Raw genomic sequence first — 21,537 nt, 5'->3', positions numbered from 1 at the left:
CCTTGGTGAGCGTGAGCGAGCAGAAGAATTCCCAGGCAAGCAAGGCCGATTCCGGCACCGATCTTCCCGAGCAGCTGCGCATCCGCCGAGAAAAGCGTGCCCGTCTGCTCGAATCCGGCATCGAGCCCTATCCCGTGACCGTCGACCGCACCATCTCCCTGCATGATCTGCGGGAGAAGTTCGTGGTCGTGCCGGAGGGGGAGACCGCTGAGGACAGTGAGGGCGTGACCTACCTCGCCCCAGGCGAGGAGACCGACGCCGAGGTCGCGGTCGTCGGCCGTCTGATCTTCATGCGCAACACCGGCAAGCTCTGCTTCGCCACCCTGCAGGCCGGCGACGGCACCCAGGTCCAGGCCATGCTCTCCCTCGCAGAGGTCGGCCAGGAGTCCCTCGATTCCTGGAAGTCCGACGTCGACCTGGGTGACTTCATCTCCGTGCGGGGCCGGGTCATCGCCTCCCGCCGTGGTGAGCTCTCCGTCATGGCCTCCTCCTGGCAGATGGCGGCCAAGGCGCTGCGCCCGCTGCCGGTGACCTTCGCCGAGATGGGCGAGGACACCCGCGTGCGCCACCGTTACACCGACCTGATCATGCGGGAGCAGGCACGCACGAACGCGATGACCCGTATCAAGGTGATGCGTGCCCTGCGCCACCACCTCGAGTCCGAGGGTTTCCACGAGATCGAGACGCCGATGCTCCAGACCCTGCACGGTGGTGCCGCGGCCCGCCCCTTCGTCACCCACTCCAATGCCCTGGACATCGACCTCTACCTGCGTATCGCCCCGGAGCTCTTCCTCAAGCGGGCCGTCGTCGGTGGTCTCGAGCGCGTCTTCGAGGTCAACCGCAACTTCCGCAACGAGGGCATCGACTCCACCCACAGCCCCGAGTTCGCCATGCTGGAGACCTACCAGGCCTGGGGTGACTACACCGACGGCGCCCGCATGATCCAGGGACTGGTCCAGTCGGTCGCCCTCGAGGTCTTCGGTTCCACCACGGTGACCTGGGTCGACGGCACGGAATTCGATCTGGGTGGCGAGTGGCCGGTCATCGAGATGTACCCCTCCCTCAACGAGGCGCTGCAGCGCCGGTACCCGGGCCAGCCCGAGGTCACCATCGACAGCACCGTCGAGGAGCTCAAGAAGCTTGCCGACGTCGTCGGTCTCGACGTCCCCAAGGCCGGCGGCTGGGGCCACGGCAAGCTCGTCGAGGAGATCTGGGAGGTCCTCTGTGAGGACCAGCTGCAGGGTCCGATCTTCGTCAAGGATTTCCCCGTGGAGACCTCCCCGCTGACCCGTCAGCACCGCTCCAAGCCGGGCGTGACCGAGAAGTGGGACCTCTACGTCCGCGGCTTCGAGCTGGCCACCGGCTACTCCGAGCTGGTGGACCCGATCATCCAGCGCGAGCGTTTCGAGGACCAGGCCCGTCTGGCTGCCGGCGGCGACGAGGAGGCCATGGTGCTCGACGAGGAGTTCCTCGCCGCCATGGAGCAGGGTATGCCGCCCACCGCCGGTTGCGGCATGGGGCTGGACCGCCTGCTCATGGCCCTGACCGGCCTGGGTATCCGCGAGACCGTGCTGTTCCCGCTGGTCAAGCCCGAGCAGAAGTAGGTTCCGGCAACCAGCGTCCTGGCCCATGAGGAAAACCCTGTGATCTGATGATCACAGGGTTTTCTTCGCTGCCGGGGTGGGGTCAGTCGACAGCGGCTGGCTGCAGGCTCTGCCCGCGGGAGTTCAGGTAGTTGGCGATGGCCATGCGGTTGATGGCGGAACGGCTGACGATGCCGACGACCCTGCTGCCGCGGAGGACGGGAACCTTCTTGATGTGGGCGTCGGAAAGCGCGGCCACGGCGTCGGCGACGGAGGCGTCGGCGTCGATGGTCAGGACGTCGCGGGTGGCCAGCTTCAGCACGTTGAGGCTGCCCAGGTCGGTCATTGCCTGCTCGAGGTCATCTTCTGCGCCGATGGCGAAGGAGTAGATCGAGGTCGACGACGGGTGGGTGGCGGAGAGGTAACGCATGACGTCACCGTCGGAGATGAAGCCCGCCAGGGAGCCGTCCTTGTGCATGACCGGCGCACCGGAGAAGCCCCGCTCCGTGAAGGTCTGCAGTGCGCTGAGCACGGTCTGGTCGGAGGACAGGGTGTAGACGTCGGTCTTCATGATGGCCTCGACGGCGTTCGTCTGCGGCGCGGTGGACTCGACGACCCCGGCCGCAGCCTTCCTGCGGTAGGCCAGGAACGCCAGGGCGATACCGATGGCGGAGGTGACGACGACCAGCCCGACGGAACCGCGGAAACCTGAGAGCAGAGATTCCACCTGACCTCCGGATGCCCGGGAGGCTGCGACGGCACCGTAGATACCGGTGGCCAGGGAGGTGCCGACGCTGCCGGCGATCTGGAAGCTGGTGGAGACGACGGTGACACCGTGCGGGCTGGTCTCGCGGTCCAGGCTGGACAGGGCGAAGGTCTGGGAGGGCCCGATCACGAATGCGGTGGACAGGACCGCGGGGACGTAGAGGACACCGAACAGCAGGATGGAGTCCTGACCTGCGGCGACACCGACGAGGGTGACGAAGACGGCCATGATCGTAAAGCCCAGCGGGATGGACCAGCGGCCACCGTGACGGTCGAACAGTTTGCCCGCGATCGGTCCCAGGACGACGGTGAGCAGGATGCCCGGTGCCAGGGTCAGGGAGGCGCCGAGCGGATCCATGTCCCGTGCCCCCTGCAGGAACAGCGGAATGGTGACGTTCATGGCGAAGACGAAGACCAGGCCCAGCATGGTCATGAGGACGCCGATGACGAACGGTGTGCTGGAGAAGGGCCGCAGATCGATCAGCGGGTTCTCGATACGGCGCTGACGGAGGACGAACAGCCACAGGGCGACCAGGCCGACGATGAACGAGATTCCCGCATATATGGCGGAGCCGCCGAATGCGGAGGACGCGCCGTAGAGAATGCCGATCAGACCCACTGCGACGAGGAGGAAGGACAGGACATCCAGGACAGGGCGGCCGAGTGCTGCGACGTTGCGCAGGATGACGGCACCGGCGATCAGGACGAGGAGGGTCAGGACGCCGAAGACCCACATCAGGGTCTGCCACGGTGCGACGGTCAGCAGGACGCCGGACAGGACGATGGCCAGGGACGGGCCCAGGGTGGTCATCGCGGCCATGATGCCCATGTTCTGGCCGAGCTTCTCACGCGGGGAGACCGCCAGAGTGACGTTCATACCGATCGGGGTGAGTAGACCGGTGCCGACAGCCTGCAGCAGTCGGGCGATGAGCAGCACCCCGAATGACGGTGCAAGTGCGCCGATCACCGAGCCGACGACCATGATCGCCACGACGGCGACGAAGAGCTGGCGGGTGGGGAAGCGGTGGTACAGGACGTTGGCGACCGGCACGAATACGGCGGCGACCAGCAGGTAACCGGTGGTCAGCCACTGGACGGTGTTCACGTCGACCTGGAAGTCCTGCATGATCGGTGTGAAGGCCACGTTGAGGAAAGTCTCATTGAAGGTGGCGAGGAAGGCGGCTGCTGCCGCGACGGCAATCATCCAGGGAATACGCTTCGGTGACTGCACGGGTGGGGTCTGGGTATGCGTCAAGGGTCCTCCTGACATTTCGGCTGGTAAAAAATCGCTCAGTGCCGTGTCAGGAGATTCCGCAGGGATCCCTACCGTGTCGTGTCATCGATTTCCGGGCCCGTATGGGCCATCGGGCTCAATATGATAGCACCTGATTTGTTGAAGTGTCAAATACTGTGCCGGTCCCTGGTTCCACGTGGAACCAGGGCCTGATGGTCTCCGGCAGGTGATCAGATCTCCGGTGGCGCCTCCTCCAACTCGACGGTTGCCCAGCTCGTCCCGTCGAATTCCGCCACCCCGGTAGGTGTGGGCCGCTCCCACCGCTCAGCACCCTCCGGGTGGACGAGCACTACGAAACGGGTGGGGGAATCGATCCGGACGTCGACGAAGTGCCCTGCAGGGACGGCCCACCGGGTGATCTCCCGGCCGGTGTCCTGCTCTACGAAGCTCACTTCCGGACCCGCACTCTGCACGGCGACACCGTGTTCGGCGGACCACCGCCAGGGGATGTCATCCATCGTGCTCTGCTCCACGGACTCGACCCGGAAATCAGGACCGATGACCAGATGGAGCTGCCAGCAGTCGACGAAATACCGGTCCCCGACGCGGGTGGCCTGGTTGATGGTGAAACCACCGGTGTCCATGGGGCAGACCTCCATCCTCCCGTCCCCATCCCGCCGTCCCAACGCGGTGCGGGAACCGTCCTCGGTCAGCATGACCAGGGAATACAGCCCATCCGACAAGTGATGGTCGATCTCCCACGGTTCCGGGACAGGCGGAGGGACCTCCGGTTCAACCTCCTCATCTGGGGGAGCCCAGTCCGGGACTGCGACTGTCACTGCGGAACCGGGGGACAGGCGCCAGGCGCCCTGCTCACTGTGGACGACACCTGCCCCGAACCGCAGGAAATGGGCATCCCGCACTGAGACCGGCACCAGAGTCTGGCCACGGTAGTCACCGGTCCGCAGATCCCAGCAGCGCAGCACCGGGCAGGCCCAGTCCCTGATCCACAGGTGGGATCCCTCCACATGTTTCGTGCCGGGGCGGAACAGTTCGGGTACCAGGGGTGGGGGCACCGCCCCGTCGAGAGTGACGTCGAGAACCACATCCCGCAGCCCGATCTCTTCACCGCGGTAGGCCTCGGTGGTGTCCTCGACCTCCTGCCACACCCGCTGCGGGTCGGAATAGACACCCAGAGAGACATAGATGCGTTCCACCCGGACATCATTCCCGCCCGAGTCCGGGTCCCAGGCGGAATAGTCGAACCACCCCTCCAGCTCCGCCTCCTGCCGGACCGGTGTGGGCAGGAGGGCGTAGCCCGACCAGCCGTCGCCGCTGAAGATCACGGGCCAGTGCGGATCGGGCAGTGGTTCCCCCACGTGCCGGACCCAGCCGCGCCGGGTGCTCAGCAGCTCCGGCAGGGGAGGGGAGGTGAGGCGGAAGGCCAGGGGCAGGCGTTCGGAGCGACCCACCCGGTACTGCGGGTAGGCGCCCTCGAGGGAACCGTCACCGATGTATATCCGCAGTCGCCGCGGGTCCGTGGGGTGCGGTGGGAGCTGCTCCAGCAACCCCGGGATCTCCTCCGCAGGCGGGAACTGGACCGACTCCTCAAGGTCGGCGCGCTGTCCGTCCCATTCCGTCCGCCAGTCGGTGGCCGGGCCCTCCCAGGCGATACCGGGGAAGTCGGCGGGGAAGGAGACGGTGGCGGCCTCCACCCGTTCCCGGTCAGTCTCCACCGCCAGCAGCGTCCCGTGTTCCCGGTCGATCTCGATGAGGCGGGGGTGATCCTCCTCGGCGAAGCGGCTGTGGGCGGCACTGGGCACGACCCAGGTCTCCCGCCCCGCGATCTCACCGACAGTGATCCGGTCGGGTTGCGCATCAATGAGGTTCATCTCCCGGATGAGCCGCTCCTGGTCGAGGAAACAACCGGTCGGGCTGAACACCGCCAGGTCGTCGATCTTCGCATGGGCGGGGATGTCCCGGCCCTGGAAGAGCCACCGGTCCTGACCTCTGCCGCGCAGGACATCATCCCCATCCCGTAACGCGTGCACACCGGCGGGGGAGCGGTGGACGGTGAGCCCGGTGGCGTCGATGAGCGCGAAGAGCTTCGGTGCCATCACCCAGCCGTAGCGGCCGGCGGGTTCCTCCGCGTGGGGCACCGACAGCGTCAGGGACACGGGCGTCCCGGCGCCCCGACGGATGAGGGACAGTAGTTCGGGTACGGACTCCATTGGCTCAGGGTAGGTCAGTGGCCTGCGTCCCGCCCCGGAACGCTGTTGAGTCCCGGGACAGGCACCACCGCACTCACACGCGGAGCACAAGGTGATTTAAGCTACCTCCATGGCTGAAGCGCCCCGCAACCGAGCGGGTGCCGCGAACCGGAGCGTCGGCAGCCAGTAGACAGCCGGTCACCGGCGTGAGGAGACCCACGGGCAATGACAAGTCAGACCCAATCCGCCCGGCCGAAGACCCGGGAGAGCTGGAGCAGCCGACCGGCGTTCATCATCGCGGCCATCAGCTCCGCGATCGGCCTGGGCAACATCTGGCGTTTCCCCGGCGTTGCCTATGAGAACGGTGGTGGAGCCTTCCTCATCCCGTACCTCATCGCCCTGTTCACCGCCGGCCTGCCGATCCTCTTCCTCGATTTCGCCGTCGGTCACCGCTTCCGCGCGGCCCCGCCGCTGGCGTTGCGACGCATCAGTAGGAAGCTGGAGCCGCTGGGCTGGTGGCAGGCGATCATCTGTTTCGTCATCTCCTCCTACTACGCCGCGATCCTGGCCTGGGCCCTGTGCTACGTCTGGTTCTCGCTGCGCCAGTCCTGGGGAGATGATGCCGCCACCTTCTTCGCGGTGGACTTCCTCAAGGCGACCGACCCGGGTGTGACCCCCACCGTTGTGCCGGCCATCTTCTTCTCCCTGGCGGTGATCTGGCTGGGCATCATCATCTTCGCGGCCCTCGGTTTGCGCAGGGGCCTGCAGCTGGCCAACCGCATCACCCTGCCCGCCCTGGTGGTGCTCTTCCTCATCATCGTGATCTACGGTGTGACCCTGCCAGGCGCGGTCGACGGCCTGAACACCTTCTTCACCCCGAGCTGGGAGGCGCTGGCCGACCCGACGGTGTGGATCGCGGCCTACGGCCACATCTTCTTCTCCTTCTCCATCGCCTTCGGCATCATGCTCACCTACTCCTCCTACCTGAAGAAGCGGAGTGACCTGACCGGTTCCGGTGTCGTGGTGGCCTTCTCCAACACGAGCTTCGAGCTGCTCGCCGGAGTCGGTGTCTTCGCCGCCCTGGGCTTCCTGGCCAACCGCCAGGCGACCACCGTCGCAGAGCTGGAGGGCATCACCGGCGTGGGGCTGGCCTTCATCACCTTCCCCACCCTGCTCTCGGAGATGCCCGGCGGCCAGATCATCGGCGTCCTGTTCTTCCTCAGCCTCGCCTTCGCGGGCTTCACCTCCCTGCTCTCGCTGATGCAGGTGGTCATCGGTTCAGTGGCGGACAAGACCGGCTGGTCCACCGCCCGCAGCGCCATCGCCGCAGGCCTGGCCACCGGCGCGCTGTCCCTGGCGCTCTACTCCACCTCCGCGGGCCTGAGCATCCTCGACGTCGTCGACGCCTTCATCAACAACGTCGGCGTGGTGGCCTCCGCCATCGCGATGATCCTCGCCCTCGGCTGGGGTACGAAGATCCTGCCGACGCTGGCCGCCCACCTCAACGCGGTCAGTTCCCTGCGCGTCGGCCGCCTGTGGAGCCTGATGATCAGGGTGGTCACCCCGGCCATCCTCATCGTCATCTTCATCACCGGCACGTGGAGTTACATCGTCGACGGTTACGGCGGTTACCCGACCTGGTTCCTCCTGACCGCCGGCTGGGCCATGCTCGCCGTCGTCGCGGTGGCCTCACTGCTGCTGAGTTTCTCCCGTTACCGCCGCCCCTTCGCCGAGGACTACGACCCGGAGAAACAGTTCGACCTCAACGACACCAGCTACCACCACGTCAAGGGAGAGTAGACCATGACCCCCATCGCCATCACCGTGTTCGTCCTCTCCGCCGGTGTCCTCTGGGGAGGGCTGGCCTGGAGCATCATCCGCCTGCGCAAATACCCCGACAACCTGCAGGATTCCCCCATCGACGAGTAACCCCCGGGGGCCGGGTGGCCTGAGACGCCCCTGAGAGCTACAGTGAACGTCTTTCCTCAAGGACGTTCCGGAAGGCTTCCCCAGTGAGTACCACCCATAACCCTGCGCCGACCACCTCGGAGAACCCGGCACCGCACCCCGCGCCGGGCCTCCCCGCCGAGGTGAAGATCATCCTCACCGTGCTGGTCGGCTCAGCGCTGGTGATGTTCCTCAACGAGACGATCCTGTCGGTCGCCCTGCCCGCGATCATGACGGACTTCGACGTCCCGGCCACCACCGCGCAGTGGCTGACCACCGGCTACATGCTCACCATGGCCGTGGTCATCCCGGCCACCGGCTGGGTGATGCAGCGCTTTTCCACCCGCCAGGTTTTCCTGGTCGCGATCATCAGCTTCCTCATCGGCACCATGGTGGCTGCCGCGGCCCCGACCTTCGCCGTGCTGCTGACCGGCCGCATCATCCAGGCCACCGGTACCGCGCTGATCATGCCGCTGCTGATGACGGTGGCGCTGACCGTGGTGCCCGCCAACCGCCGCGGTTCGGTGATGGGCGTGATCTCCATCGTCATGTCCGTGGCCCCGGCGCTGGGCCCGACGGTCTCCGGTTTCATCCTCAACCGCCTCACCTGGCACTGGCTGTTCTGGCTCGTCGTGCCGCTGGTGGTCATCGCGCTGATCGTGGGTGCGGTGTTCATCCGCAACATCGGCGAGACCTCCCGCGCGCCCTTCGACCCGCTCTCCGTTGTCCTGGCCACCCTCGCCTTCGGCGGTCTCGTCTACGCCCTGAGCTCCCTGGCGTCCCAGCCCCGCACGGCGGTCATCCTCGCCGTGGTCGGCGTGTTCGCGCTGGCGTTGTTCGTGTGGCGCCAGCTGCGCCTTGAGGCCCCGCTGCTGGACCTGCGCCCCTTCACCATCCGCAACTACACCGTCTCCGTGGTCACCGCGCTGCTGGTGATGGGCACCCTCCTGGGCGTGGTCATGGTCCTGCCGATCTACCTGCAGAACTCCCTGGGCGTCTCCCCGCTGGTCACCGGTCTGCTGGTCATGCCCGGTGGACTCCTCTCCGGCCTGGTCGCCCCCTTCATCGGACGGCTCTACGATTCGGTCGGCCCGCGTCCGCTGCTCATCCCGGGCGCGGTCCTGCTCACCGCCGCCACGTGGTGGATGACGCTTCTCGACGAGTCCTCCTCCATCACCCTGGTCATCTCCATGCACCTGGTATTCTCCGCGGCGCTGGCGCTGATGATGACCCCGCTGATGACCACTGCTCTGGGTTCCCTGCCCTCGCGGCTCTACGGCCACGGCTCGGCGATCCTCAACACCCTGCAGCAGCTGGCGGGCGCGGCGGGCACCGCGGTGCTCATCGCCGCGCTGACCGCCGGGACGCAGGCCTCCCTGGACCGCGGTGCGGGCGTGGCGCAGGCCACCGCCGACGGCGCCCACACCTCCTTCCTCCTCGCCGGCGTCTTCGCCATCCTGGTCCTGGTGGCCAGCCCCTTCGTGACCAAGGTCGCCGAGGAGCAGCAGGAGGAGGGCCAGGCCGCCTGATCCGGTCTGATCAGCCCCGCGGCATGCCCTCCGCGAAGCCCGCGGCCGACTGCACCCCGACGACCGCGCGGCTCCGGAAGGACGCCAGGTCCGCCGCCCCGGCGTAGGCGAAGGCTGAACGCACTCCCGAGGTGATGCGGTCGACGAGGTGCTCGACGCCGCCGTCGCGCGGGTCGAGGTGGATCTGCCCGCTGGAGATCCCCTCCTCGAACATCGCCCGCTTCGCCAGCTCGAAGGCCCCGGCCTCCACGTTGCGGCGCTCCACCGCACGCCGGGAGGCCATGCCGAAGGACTCCTTGTACATCCGGCCCCGGCTGTCGGTGTGCAGGTCACCGGGGGACTCGAAGGTGCCTGCGAACCAGGAGCCGATCATCACATTCGAGGCGCCGGCCGCCAGCGCGAGAGCCACGTCCCGGGGATCACGCACCCCGCCGTCGGCCCACACGTGTGCACCGATCTCCCGGGCCGCTGCGGCACACTCCAGCACCGCCGAGAACTGCGGCCGGCCGACCCCGGTCTGCATGCGGGTGGTGCACATCGCGCCCGGACCGACACCCACCTTGATGATGTCCGCCCCGGCCTCCGCGAGATCCCGCACCCCCTGGGCGGTGACCACGTTGCCGGCCACCACCGGCACACCGATGTCGCACGCGCGCACCCGCCACAGCGCCTCCATCATGGACTCCTGGTGGCCGTGCGCCGTGTCCACGACGAGGACGTCGACGCCGGCGTCGGCAAGCGTGGCGACGTCGCCCTCGATGTCCGAGTTGATGCCGATCGCCGCCCCCACCCGCAGTCGGCCCGCGTCGTCGGCGGCGGGGTGGTAGACCGCGGACCGCAGGGCCCCGGACCGGGTGAAGATCCCCACCAGACGGCCCTCGGCGTCGACCACCGGGGCGAGTTTCCGGCTGGCGGTCACCAGCGCATTGAAACCGTCCTGCGGGGAGATGCCCTCCGGCAGGGTGAGCAGGGCGGTGGACATCAGCGTCCGCACCTGGGTGAAGTTGTCGGAGTCGAGCAGGTCCCGCTCGGTGATCAACCCGACCGGGCGTTCCTCATCCACCACCACCGCCGCCCCGTGGGCACGTTTGTGCAGCAGGTTCCGGGCGTAGCCGACGGTGTGGTGCGGTTTCACGGTGATCGGGGTGTCATAGACCAGATGCGACTGTTTGACCCGCCTGATCGTCTCCGCGGCGATTTCGGCGGGCACATCCTGCGGGAGGACCGCCAGGCCACCGCGGCGGGCGATGGTCTCCGCCATCCGCCGGCCGGAGACGGCCGTCATGTTGGCGACGACAACCGGGATCGTCGTCCCGGAACCGTCATCGGTGGAGAGGTCGACCGAAAGGCGGGAGCGGACCTCGGAGCGGGAGGGAACCATGAACACGTCCGCGTAGGTCAGCTCATGGTGTGGGGTGGACTCGTTGAGGAAGCGCATGTGGCCGAGGTTACAAGTCCGGCTGATTTTCGTCGCCCGGAACCATCATCATGGGCGGTTCCTGGCCTGTTCGCTAAAGGCGTACATGCCTTTGACCTGCAGATATATGCATAAGTTGGCACTTGAGGAATTCGAGTGCAAATAGTTTGGCCCGTCCGCGCGTTAGAGTGGATGACAAGTTAGGCACAAAGGTTAGGGGTAACGACATGTTTGAACGGTTCACCGACCGGGCGCGGCGCGTCATTGTTCTGGCGCAGGAAGAAGCGCGGCTGCTCAACCACAATTACATCGGCACCGAGCACATCCTGCTCGGCCTCATCCATGAGGGCGAGGGGGTGGCGGCGAAGGCCCTGGAATCCATGGGCATCTCGCTGGATGCCGTGCGTCAGGAGGTCGAGGAGATCATCGGCCACGGCACCCAGCCGCACACCGGCCACATCCCCTTCACTCCCCGCGCCAAGAAGGTCCTGGAGCTCTCGCTCCGCGAGGGGCTGCAGATGGGGCACAAGTACATCGGTACCGAGTTCCTGCTGCTCGGCCTCATCCGTGAGGGTGAGGGCGTGGCCGCCCAGGTGCTGGTGAAGCTGGGCGCTGACCTGCCGCGCGTGCGCCAGCAGGTCATCCAGCTGCTCTCCGGTTACGAAGGCGGCCAGGGTGCGAACCCGGAGGCCACCCCCGAAGCGGGCTCCGGTCCGGTCGGCGCCGGCACCGGTGCCGCCCGTGGCGGTCAGCCGGGTCAGGGCGGTCCGGGCGAGCGTTCCAGCTCCCTCGTGCTCGACCAGTTCGGCCGCAACCTCACCCAGGCCGCCCGCGACGGCAAGCTGGACCCGGTGGTCGGCCGTGGCAAGGAGATCGAGCGCATCATGCAGGTGCTCTCCCGCCGCACGAAGAACAACCCGGTCCTCATCGGCGAGCCCGGTGTGGGTAAGACCGCGGTGGTCGAGGGCCTGGCCCTGGACATCGTCAACGGCAAGGTGCCGGAGACCCTCAAGGACAAGCAGGTCTACTCCCTGGACCTGGGTTCCCTGGTCGCCGGTTCCCGGTACCGCGGTGACTTCGAGGAGCGCCTGAAGAAGGTGCTCAAGGAGATCAACCAGCGCGGCGACATCATCCTGTTCATCGACGAGATCCACACCCTGGTGGGTGCGGGTGCCGCCGAGGGCGCGATCGACGCCGCCTCACTGCTCAAGCCGAAGCTGGCCCGCGGTGAGCTGCAGACCATCGGAGCGACCACGCTCGACGAGTACCGCAAGCACATCGAGAAGGACGCCGCCCTGGAGCGTCGTTTCCAGCCGGTCCAGGTCCCGGAGCCCTCCGTCGAGCTGACCATCGAGATCCTCAAGGGTCTGCGTGACCGCTACGAGGCACACCACCGTGTCTCCATCACGGACAGTGCCCTGGTTGCCGCGGCGAACCTCTCGGACCGCTACATCAACGACCGTTTCCTGCCGGACAAGGCCGTCGACCTCATTGATGAGGCCGGCGCCCGCATGCGCATCAAGCGTATGACCGCCCCGGAGGGTCTGCGCGAGATCGACGAGCGCATCGCCGACGTCCGCCGTGAGAAGGAGGCGGCGATCGACGCCCAGGACTTCGAGAAGGCCGCGGGTCTGCGTGATAAGGAACGCAAGCTGGGTGAGGAGCGCTCCGAGAAGGAGAAGCAGTGGCGTTCGGGTGATCTCGAGGAGATCGCCGAGGTCGGCGAGGAGCAGATCGCAGAGGTTCTCGGTGCCTGGACCGGTATCCCGGTGTTCAAGCTGACCGAGGAGGAGTCCTCCCGCCTGCTGCGCATGGAGGATGAGCTGCACAAGCGCATCATCGGCCAGGAAGAGGCCGTCCAGGCCGTCTCCCGTGCGATCCGCCGTACCCGTGCCGGTCTGAAGGACCCGAAGCGTCCCTCCGGTTCCTTCATCTTCGCCGGCCCCTCCGGCGTGGGCAAGACGGAGCTGTCCAAGGCGCTCGCCGCGTTCCTCTTCGGTGACGACGACGCCCTCATCCAGATCGACATGGGCGAGTTCCACGACCGCTTCACCGCCTCGCGCCTGTTCGGTGCTCCCCCCGGATACGTCGGTTACGAGGAGGGTGGCCAGCTCACCGAGAAGGTCCGCCGCAAGCCCTTCTCCGTTGTGCTCTTCGATGAGATCGAGAAGGCCCACAAGGAGATCTACAACACCCTCCTGCAGGTCCTCGAGGACGGTCGTCTCACCGACGGCCAGGGACGTGTCGTGGACTTCAAGAACACGGTGCTCATCTTCACCTCGAACCTGGGCACCCAGGACATCTCGAAGGCCGTCGGCCTGGGCTTCACCGGCTCCTCGGAGACGGACTCCGACGCCCAGTACGAGCGCATGAAGAACAAGGTCAACGATGAGCTGAAGAAGCACTTCCGCCCCGAGTTCCTCAACCGTATCGACGAGATCGTGGTCTTCCACCAGCTCACCCGTGAGCAGATCGTCCAGATGGTGGAGCTGCTCATCGGCCGCGTCGCGAAGGCGCTGGCCGCCAAGGACATGGGCATCGAGCTCAGCGACAAGGCCAAGGCACTCCTGGCCCGACGTGGCTTCGACCCGGTCCTCGGCGCCCGTCCGCTGCGCCGCACCATCCAGCGTGAGATCGAGGACGTGATGAGTGAGAAGATCCTCTTCGGCGAGCTCGGTGCCGGTGAGATCGTCACCGTCGACGTCGACGGCTGGGACGGTGAGGACAAGAACACCGACTCTGCGAAGTTCACGTTCACACCGCGCCCGAAGCCGCTGCCGGAGGGTACCTTCTCGGAGATGTCCCCGGAGGCTGCGGAGGCGATCCGCGATGTTGAGGAGGACACCGTGATCCCGGACGTCCCGGAGATCACCGACGACCTGTCCACCGCCGGCACCGATGAGGGCCCGGCCGGCGCAGGCGGCGCACAGCCCCAGGCGTAGGTTCACCCGCCGACAGGGCACCGTAGAGCCCGCCCTCCCTTTCCCCGCAACCCCGGGAAAGGGGGGCGGGCTCTGTTCTGCGCGCGGAGGTATCCCCGGCTCCGAGCACCTCCACTCCGGAGGCCGGGCGTCCTATAATCGGGGCAATACCACCGGGTGACCAGTTGAGGAGCGTGGGGATAGTGGGCATCACCTTCCGCAGGAGAAAGAAGCTGGGGAAGAACAGCTGGCTGAACCTCTCCGGTTCCGGGGCCTCCGCCTCCACCCGGATCGGGCCGGTGACCGTCAACAGCCGCGGCGGGATCTGGGTGAAGCTGCCCGGTGGACTGAACTACCGCGGCAGGTGGAAGTAACCGCGCTCGTCCTGTTCCGCCAGTCCGTCCTCCAGCAGGGAGTACAGGGCGCGTGAGCGTTGCGCGGCATCGGGCCAGACGACGTCGATCGCGGACTGCGGCACCGCCGTGTCCGCCCCGCGCAGCACATCCATGATTTTCCCGCGGACCTGCCGGTCGGTGCCGAGGAACTTCTGCACCTTCTTCTTCGCCAGTTCCTCCGCGCTGGGCGGTGGACTGCCGGCCGCGACCCACGCGCAGCGGCTGCGCAGCGGGCACACCCCGCACTCCGGAGCACCCGCGGTGCACACCAGGGCACCGAGCTCCATCAGCGCCGCGGAGAAGCGCGGTCCCCGCCCGTCCTGCGGCAGCCACGCCGCGACCGCCGCCAGCTCGCTTTTCGACGCCGTCCCCGCCAGATAGCGCCCCTCCACCGCGCGACGGTGCACCCGCCGCACGTTGGTGTCCACGACCGGCACGTTCTGCCCGTAGGCGAAACACGCCACGGCGCGGGCGGTGTAGTCACCGATGCCGGGCAGGGCGAGGAGCTCATCGACGTCCTCGGGGACGCGGCCGTCGTGAAGCTCCACGATCTGTTGCGCGCACTCCAGCAGGCGCAACGCCCGGCGCGGGTAGCCCAGCTTGCCCCAGGCACGCAGCACCTCCGCGGGGGAGGCCTGCGCGAAGGCCGCCGGATCGGGCCACCGGGCCATCCACTCCCGCCACACCGGCTCCACCCGGGCGACGGGGGTCTGCTGGCTCATCACCTCGCTGAGCAGGATCCCCCATGCGCCGGTGCCCGGTTCCCGCCACGCGAGGGGGCGTTCATTGCGGTCAAACCAGGCGAGCACAGAAGAAACAGACATGATCGACCAGTCTAGGACAGGTCATGTGCGCACCCGGGCGGCGGAGTCTGGAACAATTGCGCTCATGCCAATGAAAGATGTCGCCGACAACCCCCAGGCCGTCTGGGAAGCACTGCAGGCCGGAAATCAACGATTCGTTCTCCAGCAGCAGGAACGCCCCAACCAGGACATCCTCCGCCGGACGGAGCTGCGCCGCGGCCAGAACCCCCGCGCCGTGGTCCTCTCCTGTTCCGATTCGCGTGTCCCCGTCGAGTTGATCTTCGACGTCGGCCTCGGTGACCTGTTCGTGGTCCGCACCGCCGGGGAGATCCTCGACCCGGCCGTGCTCGCCTCAATCGAGTACGCCATCAAGAGTCTCGGCGTGGAACTCGTCGTGGTCATGGGGCACGAGTCCTGCGGTGCGGTCGCCGCCACCGCCGAGGCCCTGTCCGGCGGGAACATCCCCAACGGCCTGGAGCGCATCCTCATCGAGAAGGTCGCCCCCTCCATCCTCGAGGCCCGGGCCCGCGGCATGAACACCCTGCCGGGATTCGAACGCCAGCACATCATTGAGGTGGTCATGCAGATCAAGCACCGGCTCGCCCCGCTGCAGAAGCGGATCGCCGACGGCCGGGCGGGCATCGTCGGCCTGCGCTACCTGCTCTCCGACGGTTCCACCGAACTCGTCATCGCCGACGGCGTGCAGTAGGCGGGCAGGACACGCGGGGAGCTGAGGTACCCCTTCCGCGGACCCCGGGAATTAGAGTGGTGGGCGTGAGCAACAGCAGCCCCCGACTCCCCGAAGAGATCTACGTCCGCCGTCGCGTCGCCGCGGCCGCGATCATCCTGGTCCTCGTCGCGCTGCTGGTCTGGGGTCTGGTGTCCTTCGCCAACCGCGGCTCCGACGACCCCACCCCGGCCTCCCCGACGGAGACGACCGCTGCAGCGGCCGCTGCCACCGACACGACCGAGGTCTCGGAGACCTCGGAGACCACCTCGGAAGAAGAGGCGGCGGAGGAGAGCGAGAGCACGCGGGCGTCAGCAAGCGAGGAGCCCAGCGCCGAGGGCAAGGACATCTGCGAGCTGCCTGACCTGCGGATCGCGGCCTCCTCCGACCGGCCCTCCTACGGGGATGACGTCCAACCCACCTTCTACATGACGGTGACCAACCCCACCGACGCCGACTGCGAGATCAACCTCGACGACGATGAACTGCGCTTCGAGGTCTACGACCTGGAGTCCAACGCGCGCGTGTGGGCCGACACCGACTGCTTCCCCTCCATCCTCACCGGTGAGGAGACCTTCCCCGCCGGTGATGAACGCCGCTTCCAGGCCGTGTGGTCACGGCTGGGTTCCCAGCCCGGGCAGTGCAGCAACCGGCAGAACGTGGGCACCGGCGCCTTCTTCCTGCACGCCGTCATCGGGGACAACCCCTCCGATGCCCACACCTTCAACCTGGGCTAGGTCCGCCGGCTCAGACCAGACGGTTGAGGCCCTCATGCACGTGACGGGCCCACAGGGTACCCACGTTGTCGATCCCGGCCAGCTCCTCCTCGGAGGCGGCCAGCAGCGCCTTGACGTCACCGAGCGCGGTGATGATCTTGTGCTTGAGGAACATCTGCACCCGCGGCACCCGGCTGAGCACCCGGTAGCCGCGCGGCACGATCCACTGCGTCAGTGACTCCTCCGTGGCCGGCAGACCCAGGATCCGGGCCACATTGGTGGGCTTGAGCAGGTCCGCGTCACCCAGCTCATCCAGCGCCCGGGTCGCCTCACCCACGGCCTCGTCCGAGGGCGGGCCCTCCGCCACCAGGTAGTCGCGGATGAGCAGGTCGATCTGCCGGTCATTGTCGCCGCGCAGCTCCGTCAGCTGGAGGTTGAGCTGACGGCCGTCGGTGCCCAGTTCGAGGACGTTCTGGTCCAGCTCGATACCGACGCGTTTGACCAGCAGCTCCCGCTGCATCACCGACACGACATCGGACACGGTGGCGTAGTTGTTGATCTCGGAGACGAACAGACGCTGGTTCGCGTGGTCCAGCCGGGTGCGGTAGCGCTCGAGCGTGCCGATCGCCTGATTGGCGCGGGTGAGGATCGTCTCCGGGCTGTCCAGGACATAACGCGCCCCCTCGACGTAGAGGGTGATCACGTTCATCGACTGGCTCACCGCGATGACCGGACGCCCCGACTGCAGCGCGGTGCGCTCGGCGGAGCGGTGGCGGGTGCCGCTCTCCGAGGTGGGGAAACCCGGGGAGGGCACGACCTGCACATTGGCCCGCCGGATCCGGGAACCGTCATCGGAGAGGATCACCGCGCCGTCCATCTTCGACAGTTCACGCAGCAGCGTCGGGGCGAAGGGCACGTCGAATTCGATGCCGCCGTCACACAGGTCGATGACCTCGGGTCCGTCGCCGAGGACGATGAGGGCACCGGTGCGTCCGCGCACGATCCGGTCGAGTCCGTCACGCAGCCCGGTCCCGGGGGCCAGGTGCTGGAGGGTCTCCCGCAGGGTGGCGGGCGCGGGGGTGCTGGAGGCAGGCGTCATGGGGGGTAATTGTAGCGCTGCGCTGCGCCGGTCCCCTGCGCCGACCGTCAACTACGCCCGCTGCCGGCCGCTCACCTGCGCGGGGAGACCAGGTTGATCGCCTCCCGCAGAGTGGTGGCCTCCGCGATGCGCATGCCCTTGACGCTGAGTTCCTCCCCGGCGGGCACGACGGCGTACTCGTATCCCAGGCGGGCGGCCTCCGCGAGGCGGCGGCCCAGGTTGGGCACCCGCCGCAGCTCCCCGGCCAGCCCGACCTCGCCGATGACGACGGTCTTCTCCGGCAGCGGCTGCTCATGCAGCGAGGACCAGGTGGCCAGGGCGACGGCGAGGTCGGTGGCGGTCTCGGTGATGCGCACCCCGCCGACGGTGGCCACGTAGGCGTCCTTCTCGTTGGTGCGCTCGCCTGCCCGGGCCTGCAGCACGGCCAGCACCATGGGCACCCGGTTGGTGTCCAGGCCGGTGACCACGCGGCGGGGATTCTTGGCCACCGGGTCCACCGTCAGGGCCTGCACCTCGGCCAGCAGGGGACGCACGCCGTCCATGGCCACGGTCACCGCTGAACCGTCCGGGGTGTGGCCGTGGTGGGAGAGAAACAGCCCGGAGGGGTCGGGGACCTCCCGGATGCCGTCGGCGGTCTGCTCGAAACAACCCACCTCATCGGTGGCGCCGAAGCGGTTCTTGATGCCGCGCAGCATGCGCAGGGAGGACTGCCGGTCACCCTCGAAGTTGAGGACCACGTCCACCAGGTGCTCGAGCACCCGCGGGCCGGCGACGTTGCCGTCCTTGGTCACATGCCCGACCAGCAGGATGGGGATCCCGGAGGTCTTGGCCAGGGTGGTCAGTGCGGCGGTGACCGCGCGGGACTGGGCCACTCCGCCCGCGACCCCCTCCACCCCGGAGGCGTGCATGGTCTGCACCGAGTCGACGATCAGGAGGGAGGGTTTGAGCTGTTCCACATGCCCGAAGACGATGTCCAGGTTGGATTCGGCCGCCAGGTACAGGGTGTCCTTGAGCGCGTTGGTGCGTTCAGCGCGCACCCGGACCTGACCGGCGGATTCCTCCGCGGTGACGTAGAGCGCCTTGCGGGTACCCTGCCCGTCGGCGGCGGGCTGGGAGGCCCAGCGGCTGGCCACCTCCAGCAGGAGGGTGGACTTACCCACGCCGGGCTCACCGGCCATGAGGACGACGGAACCGGGCACCACACCGGAACCGAGGACACGGTCGAGTTCACCGATACCGGAGGGCACGGAACTCGCGGCGGTGCCGCTGATCCGGGTGATGGGGGTGGCCGGGGTGGTGGGGGTCAGACCCTGCGGGACAGCGCCGGAGACCGCAGCCACGGCGGCGGCACCGGCGGAACCGCTCTTCGGGGCCACGGCGGATTCCACGAGGGTGCCCCAGGATCCGCACTCCGGGCAACGCCCCAGCCATTTGGGGGAGGAGTAGCCGCATTCGGAGCAGGTGTGGACGGACCGGGGTTTACGCGCCATGGACACCACCTTAGAGCGCACAACGCCCGGACTCCCTGTCGGGAGTCCGGGCGTCGGTGATGATGGCGACTAGTTCAGGCTGTAGTCGGACTCTGCACCCGGTTCGCGGTCGAAGCTGCCGGCCGGCAGCTGCGGGGCGGACACGGTGGCGTCCACGGCGATCTCACCGGAGTCGAAGGTGAAGACGACGGGGACATTGCCGGCGTAGGCGAAGTTGTCGTTCGGCAGGGAGGCCTCGACGTACTCGATGCAGCCGATGCCCTCAGCCTGGGGGGTGGCCTCCAGGCCGGCGGCGGAATCCGCCACGAGGACGCAGTCGCGGGCGAGGGTGGTGGACTCAATGTCGACGGGGGTGCCGTCGACCTCGACGGACTCGAGGGTGTGCTCAGTCATGGTCGTGTCCTGGTTCACGGCGGTGAACTTCAGGGCGGCCTCACCCTCATGATCCACCATGATGGTGACGTCGCGGACAACCACGGTGCCGTCCTCGGAGTTGCCCTCCGCGCCGTTGACTGCAGCGACCTGCGAGGCGGTCTGGGTTACCTGGCCTGCAGAGCAGGAGGCCAGTGCCAGCGCGGACAGGGCGGCGGCGGAGATGATGCCGCCGCGACGGGCGGCCGACTTCAGGGACTTCACGGGGGTGTCCTCCATCAGTTCAAGTTCGTGATGCTGTTTCAGCAGCCTACCTTAGTCTCTCCAGCCCCCCGGCACACAGTTCCCGTCGAACACGTTCGTGGCGGCGGGGGGAGTCGGGGGTGGGGGCAGGGTGTCGATAAGTGCTGGTGGAGAGCGTGGTAGAATGCGTGGTCTAGTGTGCCGTCTACCGCACCAGAGGAGTGGGAATGGATTTCAAGGTCGGGGATGTCGTTGTCTATCCGCATCACGGCGCCGCCGTGATCGCTGACATCGAGAAGCGTGTGATGGGAGGGGAGGAACTGGAGTATCTGGTTCTGCAGATCAACCAGTCTGACCTGATCGTCCGTGTGCCGACCAAGAACGCGGAGCTCGTCGGCGTCCGTGATGTCGTCGGCGAGGAGGGGCTGCAGAAGGTCTTCGGCGTGCTACGCGAGACGGACGTGGAGGAGGCCGGCAACTGGTCCCGCCGCTACAAGGCAAACCAGGAGCGTCTTGCCTCCGGCGACGTGAACAAGGTCGCCGAGGTCGTGCGCGATCTGTGGCGCCGCGACCAGGACCGTGGGCTGTCCGCCGGCGAGAAGCGCATGCTGGCCAAGGCCCGTCAGATCCTCGTCGGTGAGCTGGCCCTGGCGGACACCGTCGACGAGAAGAAGGCCGACGAGTTCCTCACCAAGGTAGAGGCCCACGTCGAGGTGGATCCGGAGGACGCCGCGGATGCCGGGGACGGCGACATCGACGTCGACCTGGACGACCTGACCTTCGACGACGAAGACGACGACAAGTAGGAGCCCGTCCGTGAGGGTCATCGCGCTCGTCGCCGCCGCCGGTCGGGGGACCCGGCTGGGGGCGGCCATCCCCAAGGCCTTCGTGCGCCTGCGTGGTCGTTCCCTGGTGGAACGCTCGGTGGCGGCGATGATCAACTCCGCGGTGGTCGATGAGATCATCGTGCTGGTCAGCCCCGACATGGAGGATTACGCCGAGGAGCTGCTCGACCAGGCTGGGCTTCTCGACGCCGCCGCCACCGGCGTGCCCGTCCACCTCGCCCACGGCGGTGGGGAACGTGCCGACAGCGTCTGGGCGGGCCTGCGGACCATCAGCGCCGGGGAGGCCGTGGTACTCATCCATGACGCCGCCCGTGCCCTGACCCCGCCCGGAATGATCGCCCGCGTCGCCCGCCGCGTGCTTGAGGGCGCACCCGCGGCGGTGCCCGTCCTGCCGGTGGCCGACACCATCAAACAGGTCGACGCTGACGGCACGGTGGTGGGCACCCCCGACCGCGCCGGGCTGCGGGCGGTGCAGACCCCCCAGGGTTTCCTGCTCAGCAGTCTGCGGGCCGCCAATGAGTCCTATTTCGCCTCCGCCGACCCCGGTTTCGTGGCCACCGACGACGCCTCCCTCATGGAGTGGCACGGCGTCCCGGTGGTCACGGTGCAGGGCGATCCCATGGCCTTCAAGGTGACCACCCCCATCGACATGACCCTCGCGCGCACCATCACCGATGAGGCCGAGCCCACGATCTTCGAGGTACCCAGTGAATAACCTGATCATCCCCCGCGTCGGTGTGGCCACCGACGCCCACCAGATCGAGGCCGGTAAACCCTGCTGGATCGCCGGCCTGCTCTTCGAGGGGGTCGACGGCTGCGAGGGGCATTCCGACGGTGACGTCGTCGCCCACGCCATCGTCGACGCCCTGCTCTCCGCGGCGGGCCTCGGTGACCTGGGAACGCTCGTCGGGGTGGGCCGGAAGGAGTACGACGGTGTCTCCGGTGCGCAGCTGCTGCACGAGGCGCGGGAGGCCGTCGAGGCCGCCGGCTTCGTCATCGGCAACGCCGCCGCCCAGTTGGTGGGGCAGAGCCCGAAGATGGGGCCGCGGCGCGGAGAGGCGGAGGAGGTCCTCTCCGGGATCCTCGGGGCCCCGGTGTCCGTCTCCGCCACGACCACCGACCACATGGGTTTCACCGGCCGGGGGGAGGGGCGGGCCGCCGTCGCCACCGCCCTCGTGTGGCACAGACGGGGTTAGGACGGGTGGGTGATCGGGCGGATCAGGTTCCGGTCCGTATTATCT

18 protein-coding genes are annotated in these 21,537 nt (G+C 67.8%); 11 read left to right on the top strand and 7 right to left on the bottom strand.

Annotated elements, in window-relative coordinates:
- Positions 1-11: 11 nt before the first annotated feature.
- Complete coding sequence (lysS, locus tag NYP18_RS08220) at positions 12-1,604, top strand: lysine--tRNA ligase (RefSeq protein ID WP_259427707.1); 1,593 nt, start codon at positions 12-14, stop codon at positions 1,602-1,604.
- Positions 1,605-1,686: 82 nt separating this feature from the next.
- Here the strand turns inward: lysS and NYP18_RS08215 are convergent, their stop codons facing one another.
- The gene (locus NYP18_RS08215) at positions 1,687-3,603 is read right to left on the bottom strand and encodes an MFS transporter (protein WP_259427706.1); all 1,917 of its coding nucleotides are present in this window, start codon (positions 3,601-3,603) and stop codon (positions 1,687-1,689) included.
- A gap of 209 nt (positions 3,604-3,812) precedes the next feature.
- Complete coding sequence (locus NYP18_RS08210) at positions 3,813-5,813, bottom strand: hypothetical protein (protein ID WP_259427705.1); 2,001 nt, start codon at positions 5,811-5,813, stop codon at positions 3,813-3,815.
- Positions 5,814-6,017: 204 nt separating this feature from the next.
- Here NYP18_RS08210 and NYP18_RS08205 point away from each other — a divergent pair, with 204 nt between their 5' ends.
- The 3 genes from NYP18_RS08205 to NYP18_RS08195 all read left to right on the top strand — a co-directional run bounded on the left by NYP18_RS08205 (position 6,018) and on the right by NYP18_RS08195 (position 9,268).
- Positions 6,018-7,592: a sodium-dependent transporter gene (locus NYP18_RS08205; RefSeq protein ID WP_259427704.1), complete on the top strand. Its 1,575-nt coding sequence runs from the start codon at positions 6,018-6,020 to the stop codon at positions 7,590-7,592.
- Between the two features lie 3 nt (positions 7,593-7,595).
- Positions 7,596-7,721 carry a methionine/alanine import family NSS transporter small subunit gene (locus tag NYP18_RS08200; RefSeq protein ID WP_126119818.1) on the top strand — a complete coding sequence of 42 codons (126 nt, stop codon included), beginning with the start codon at positions 7,596-7,598 and terminating at the stop codon, positions 7,719-7,721.
- An 83-nt stretch (positions 7,722-7,804) separates the two neighbouring features.
- The gene (locus NYP18_RS08195; protein WP_439648074.1) at positions 7,805-9,268 is read left to right on the top strand and encodes an MDR family MFS transporter; all 1,464 of its coding nucleotides are present in this window, start codon (positions 7,805-7,807) and stop codon (positions 9,266-9,268) included.
- 10 nt (positions 9,269-9,278) lie between these two features.
- Here the strand turns inward: NYP18_RS08195 and NYP18_RS08190 are convergent, their stop codons facing one another.
- Positions 9,279-10,706: a GuaB1 family IMP dehydrogenase-related protein gene (locus NYP18_RS08190; RefSeq protein WP_259427702.1), complete on the bottom strand. Its 1,428-nt coding sequence runs from the start codon at positions 10,704-10,706 to the stop codon at positions 9,279-9,281.
- Positions 10,707-10,912: 206 nt separating this feature from the next.
- Between NYP18_RS08190 and NYP18_RS08185 the strand changes: the two genes are divergently transcribed.
- Together NYP18_RS08185 and NYP18_RS08180 are read left to right on the top strand one after the other, a co-directional pair.
- On the top strand, positions 10,913-13,627 hold the full coding sequence (locus NYP18_RS08185) for an ATP-dependent Clp protease ATP-binding subunit (protein WP_259427701.1): 2,715 nt from the start codon (positions 10,913-10,915) through the stop codon (positions 13,625-13,627).
- Positions 13,628-13,809: 182 nt separating this feature from the next.
- The gene (locus NYP18_RS08180; protein WP_259427700.1) at positions 13,810-13,980 is read left to right on the top strand and encodes a DUF4236 domain-containing protein; all 171 of its coding nucleotides are present in this window, start codon (positions 13,810-13,812) and stop codon (positions 13,978-13,980) included.
- On the opposite strand, the gene NYP18_RS08175 is transcribed toward NYP18_RS08180, so the two are convergent.
- On the bottom strand, positions 13,959-14,825 hold the full coding sequence (locus NYP18_RS08175) for an HhH-GPD family protein (RefSeq protein WP_259427698.1): 867 nt from the start codon (positions 14,823-14,825) through the stop codon (positions 13,959-13,961). The genes NYP18_RS08180 and NYP18_RS08175 overlap by 22 nt on opposite strands.
- Before the next feature lie 64 nt (positions 14,826-14,889).
- On the opposite strand from NYP18_RS08175, the gene NYP18_RS08170 reads away from it, so the two are divergent.
- Both NYP18_RS08170 and NYP18_RS08165 read left to right on the top strand, forming a co-directional pair.
- The gene (locus NYP18_RS08170; RefSeq protein WP_259427697.1) at positions 14,890-15,513 is read left to right on the top strand and encodes a carbonic anhydrase; all 624 of its coding nucleotides are present in this window, start codon (positions 14,890-14,892) and stop codon (positions 15,511-15,513) included.
- 65 nt (positions 15,514-15,578) lie between these two features.
- Positions 15,579-16,268 (top strand): hypothetical protein, encoded by a 690-nt coding sequence (locus tag NYP18_RS08165; RefSeq protein WP_259427696.1) that lies wholly within the window; start codon positions 15,579-15,581, stop codon positions 16,266-16,268.
- A gap of 10 nt (positions 16,269-16,278) precedes the next feature.
- On the opposite strand, the gene disA is transcribed toward NYP18_RS08165, so the two are convergent.
- The 3 genes from disA to NYP18_RS08150 all read right to left on the bottom strand — a co-directional run bounded on the left by disA (position 16,279) and on the right by NYP18_RS08150 (position 19,487).
- Positions 16,279-17,346 carry a DNA integrity scanning diadenylate cyclase DisA gene (disA, locus tag NYP18_RS08160; RefSeq protein ID WP_259427695.1) on the bottom strand — a complete coding sequence of 356 codons (1,068 nt, stop codon included), beginning with the start codon at positions 17,344-17,346 and terminating at the stop codon, positions 16,279-16,281.
- A 71-nt stretch (positions 17,347-17,417) separates the two neighbouring features.
- Complete coding sequence (radA, locus tag NYP18_RS08155) at positions 17,418-18,836, bottom strand: DNA repair protein RadA (RefSeq protein WP_259427694.1); 1,419 nt, start codon at positions 18,834-18,836, stop codon at positions 17,418-17,420.
- A 69-nt stretch (positions 18,837-18,905) separates the two neighbouring features.
- Positions 18,906-19,487, bottom strand: coding sequence for a hypothetical protein (locus tag NYP18_RS08150; RefSeq protein WP_259427692.1), 582 nt, complete (start codon positions 19,485-19,487; stop codon positions 18,906-18,908).
- A gap of 191 nt (positions 19,488-19,678) precedes the next feature.
- Here NYP18_RS08150 and NYP18_RS08145 point away from each other — a divergent pair, with 191 nt between their 5' ends.
- From NYP18_RS08145 to ispF, 3 genes are read left to right on the top strand one after another with little or no spacing between them, the layout of a single operon-like run.
- Complete coding sequence (locus NYP18_RS08145) at positions 19,679-20,257, top strand: CarD family transcriptional regulator (protein WP_259427691.1); 579 nt, start codon at positions 19,679-19,681, stop codon at positions 20,255-20,257.
- Between the two features lie 10 nt (positions 20,258-20,267).
- Positions 20,268-21,011: a 2-C-methyl-D-erythritol 4-phosphate cytidylyltransferase gene (gene ispD / locus NYP18_RS08140; protein WP_259427690.1), complete on the top strand. Its 744-nt coding sequence runs from the start codon at positions 20,268-20,270 to the stop codon at positions 21,009-21,011.
- Complete coding sequence (ispF, locus tag NYP18_RS08135) at positions 21,004-21,492, top strand: 2-C-methyl-D-erythritol 2,4-cyclodiphosphate synthase (RefSeq protein ID WP_259427689.1); 489 nt, start codon at positions 21,004-21,006, stop codon at positions 21,490-21,492. The genes ispD and ispF overlap by 8 nt, the downstream gene beginning before the upstream one ends.
- Positions 21,493-21,537 lie beyond the last annotated feature (45 nt).

The sequence above is a fragment of the Corynebacterium lemuris genome (assembly GCF_024919295.1).
Classification (GTDB): Bacteria; Actinomycetota; Actinomycetes; order Mycobacteriales; family Mycobacteriaceae; genus Corynebacterium; species Corynebacterium lemuris.
This window is presented reverse-complemented; position numbering and strand designations above follow the sequence as displayed.

Bases quoted from the DNA above. Each gene is read 5' to 3' on its own strand.
- NYP18_RS08200 (WP_126119818.1), top strand. From the start codon at position 7,596: ATGACCCCCATCGCCATCACCGTGTTCGTCCTCTCCGCCGGTGTCCTC.
- NYP18_RS08190 (WP_259427702.1), bottom strand. From the start codon at position 10,706: ATGCGCTTCCTCAACGAGTCCACCCCACACCATGAGCTGACCTACGCG.
- NYP18_RS08145 (WP_259427691.1), top strand. From the start codon at position 19,679: ATGGATTTCAAGGTCGGGGATGTCGTTGTCTATCCGCATCACGGCGCC.
- NYP18_RS08185 (WP_259427701.1), top strand. From the start codon at position 10,913: ATGTTTGAACGGTTCACCGACCGGGCGCGGCGCGTCATTGTTCTGGCG.
- NYP18_RS08175 (WP_259427698.1), bottom strand. From the start codon at position 14,825: ATGTCTGTTTCTTCTGTGCTCGCCTGGTTTGACCGCAATGAACGCCCC.
- NYP18_RS08210 (WP_259427705.1), bottom strand. From the start codon at position 5,813: ATGGAGTCCGTACCCGAACTACTGTCCCTCATCCGTCGGGGCGCCGGG.
- NYP18_RS08150 (WP_259427692.1), bottom strand. From the start codon at position 19,487: ATGGAGGACACCCCCGTGAAGTCCCTGAAGTCGGCCGCCCGTCGCGGC.
- radA (WP_259427694.1), bottom strand. From the start codon at position 18,836: ATGGCGCGTAAACCCCGGTCCGTCCACACCTGCTCCGAATGCGGCTAC.
- NYP18_RS08170 (WP_259427697.1), top strand. From the start codon at position 14,890: ATGCCAATGAAAGATGTCGCCGACAACCCCCAGGCCGTCTGGGAAGCA.
- disA (WP_259427695.1), bottom strand. From the start codon at position 17,346: ATGACGCCTGCCTCCAGCACCCCCGCGCCCGCCACCCTGCGGGAGACC.
- NYP18_RS08205 (WP_259427704.1), top strand. From the start codon at position 6,018: ATGACAAGTCAGACCCAATCCGCCCGGCCGAAGACCCGGGAGAGCTGG.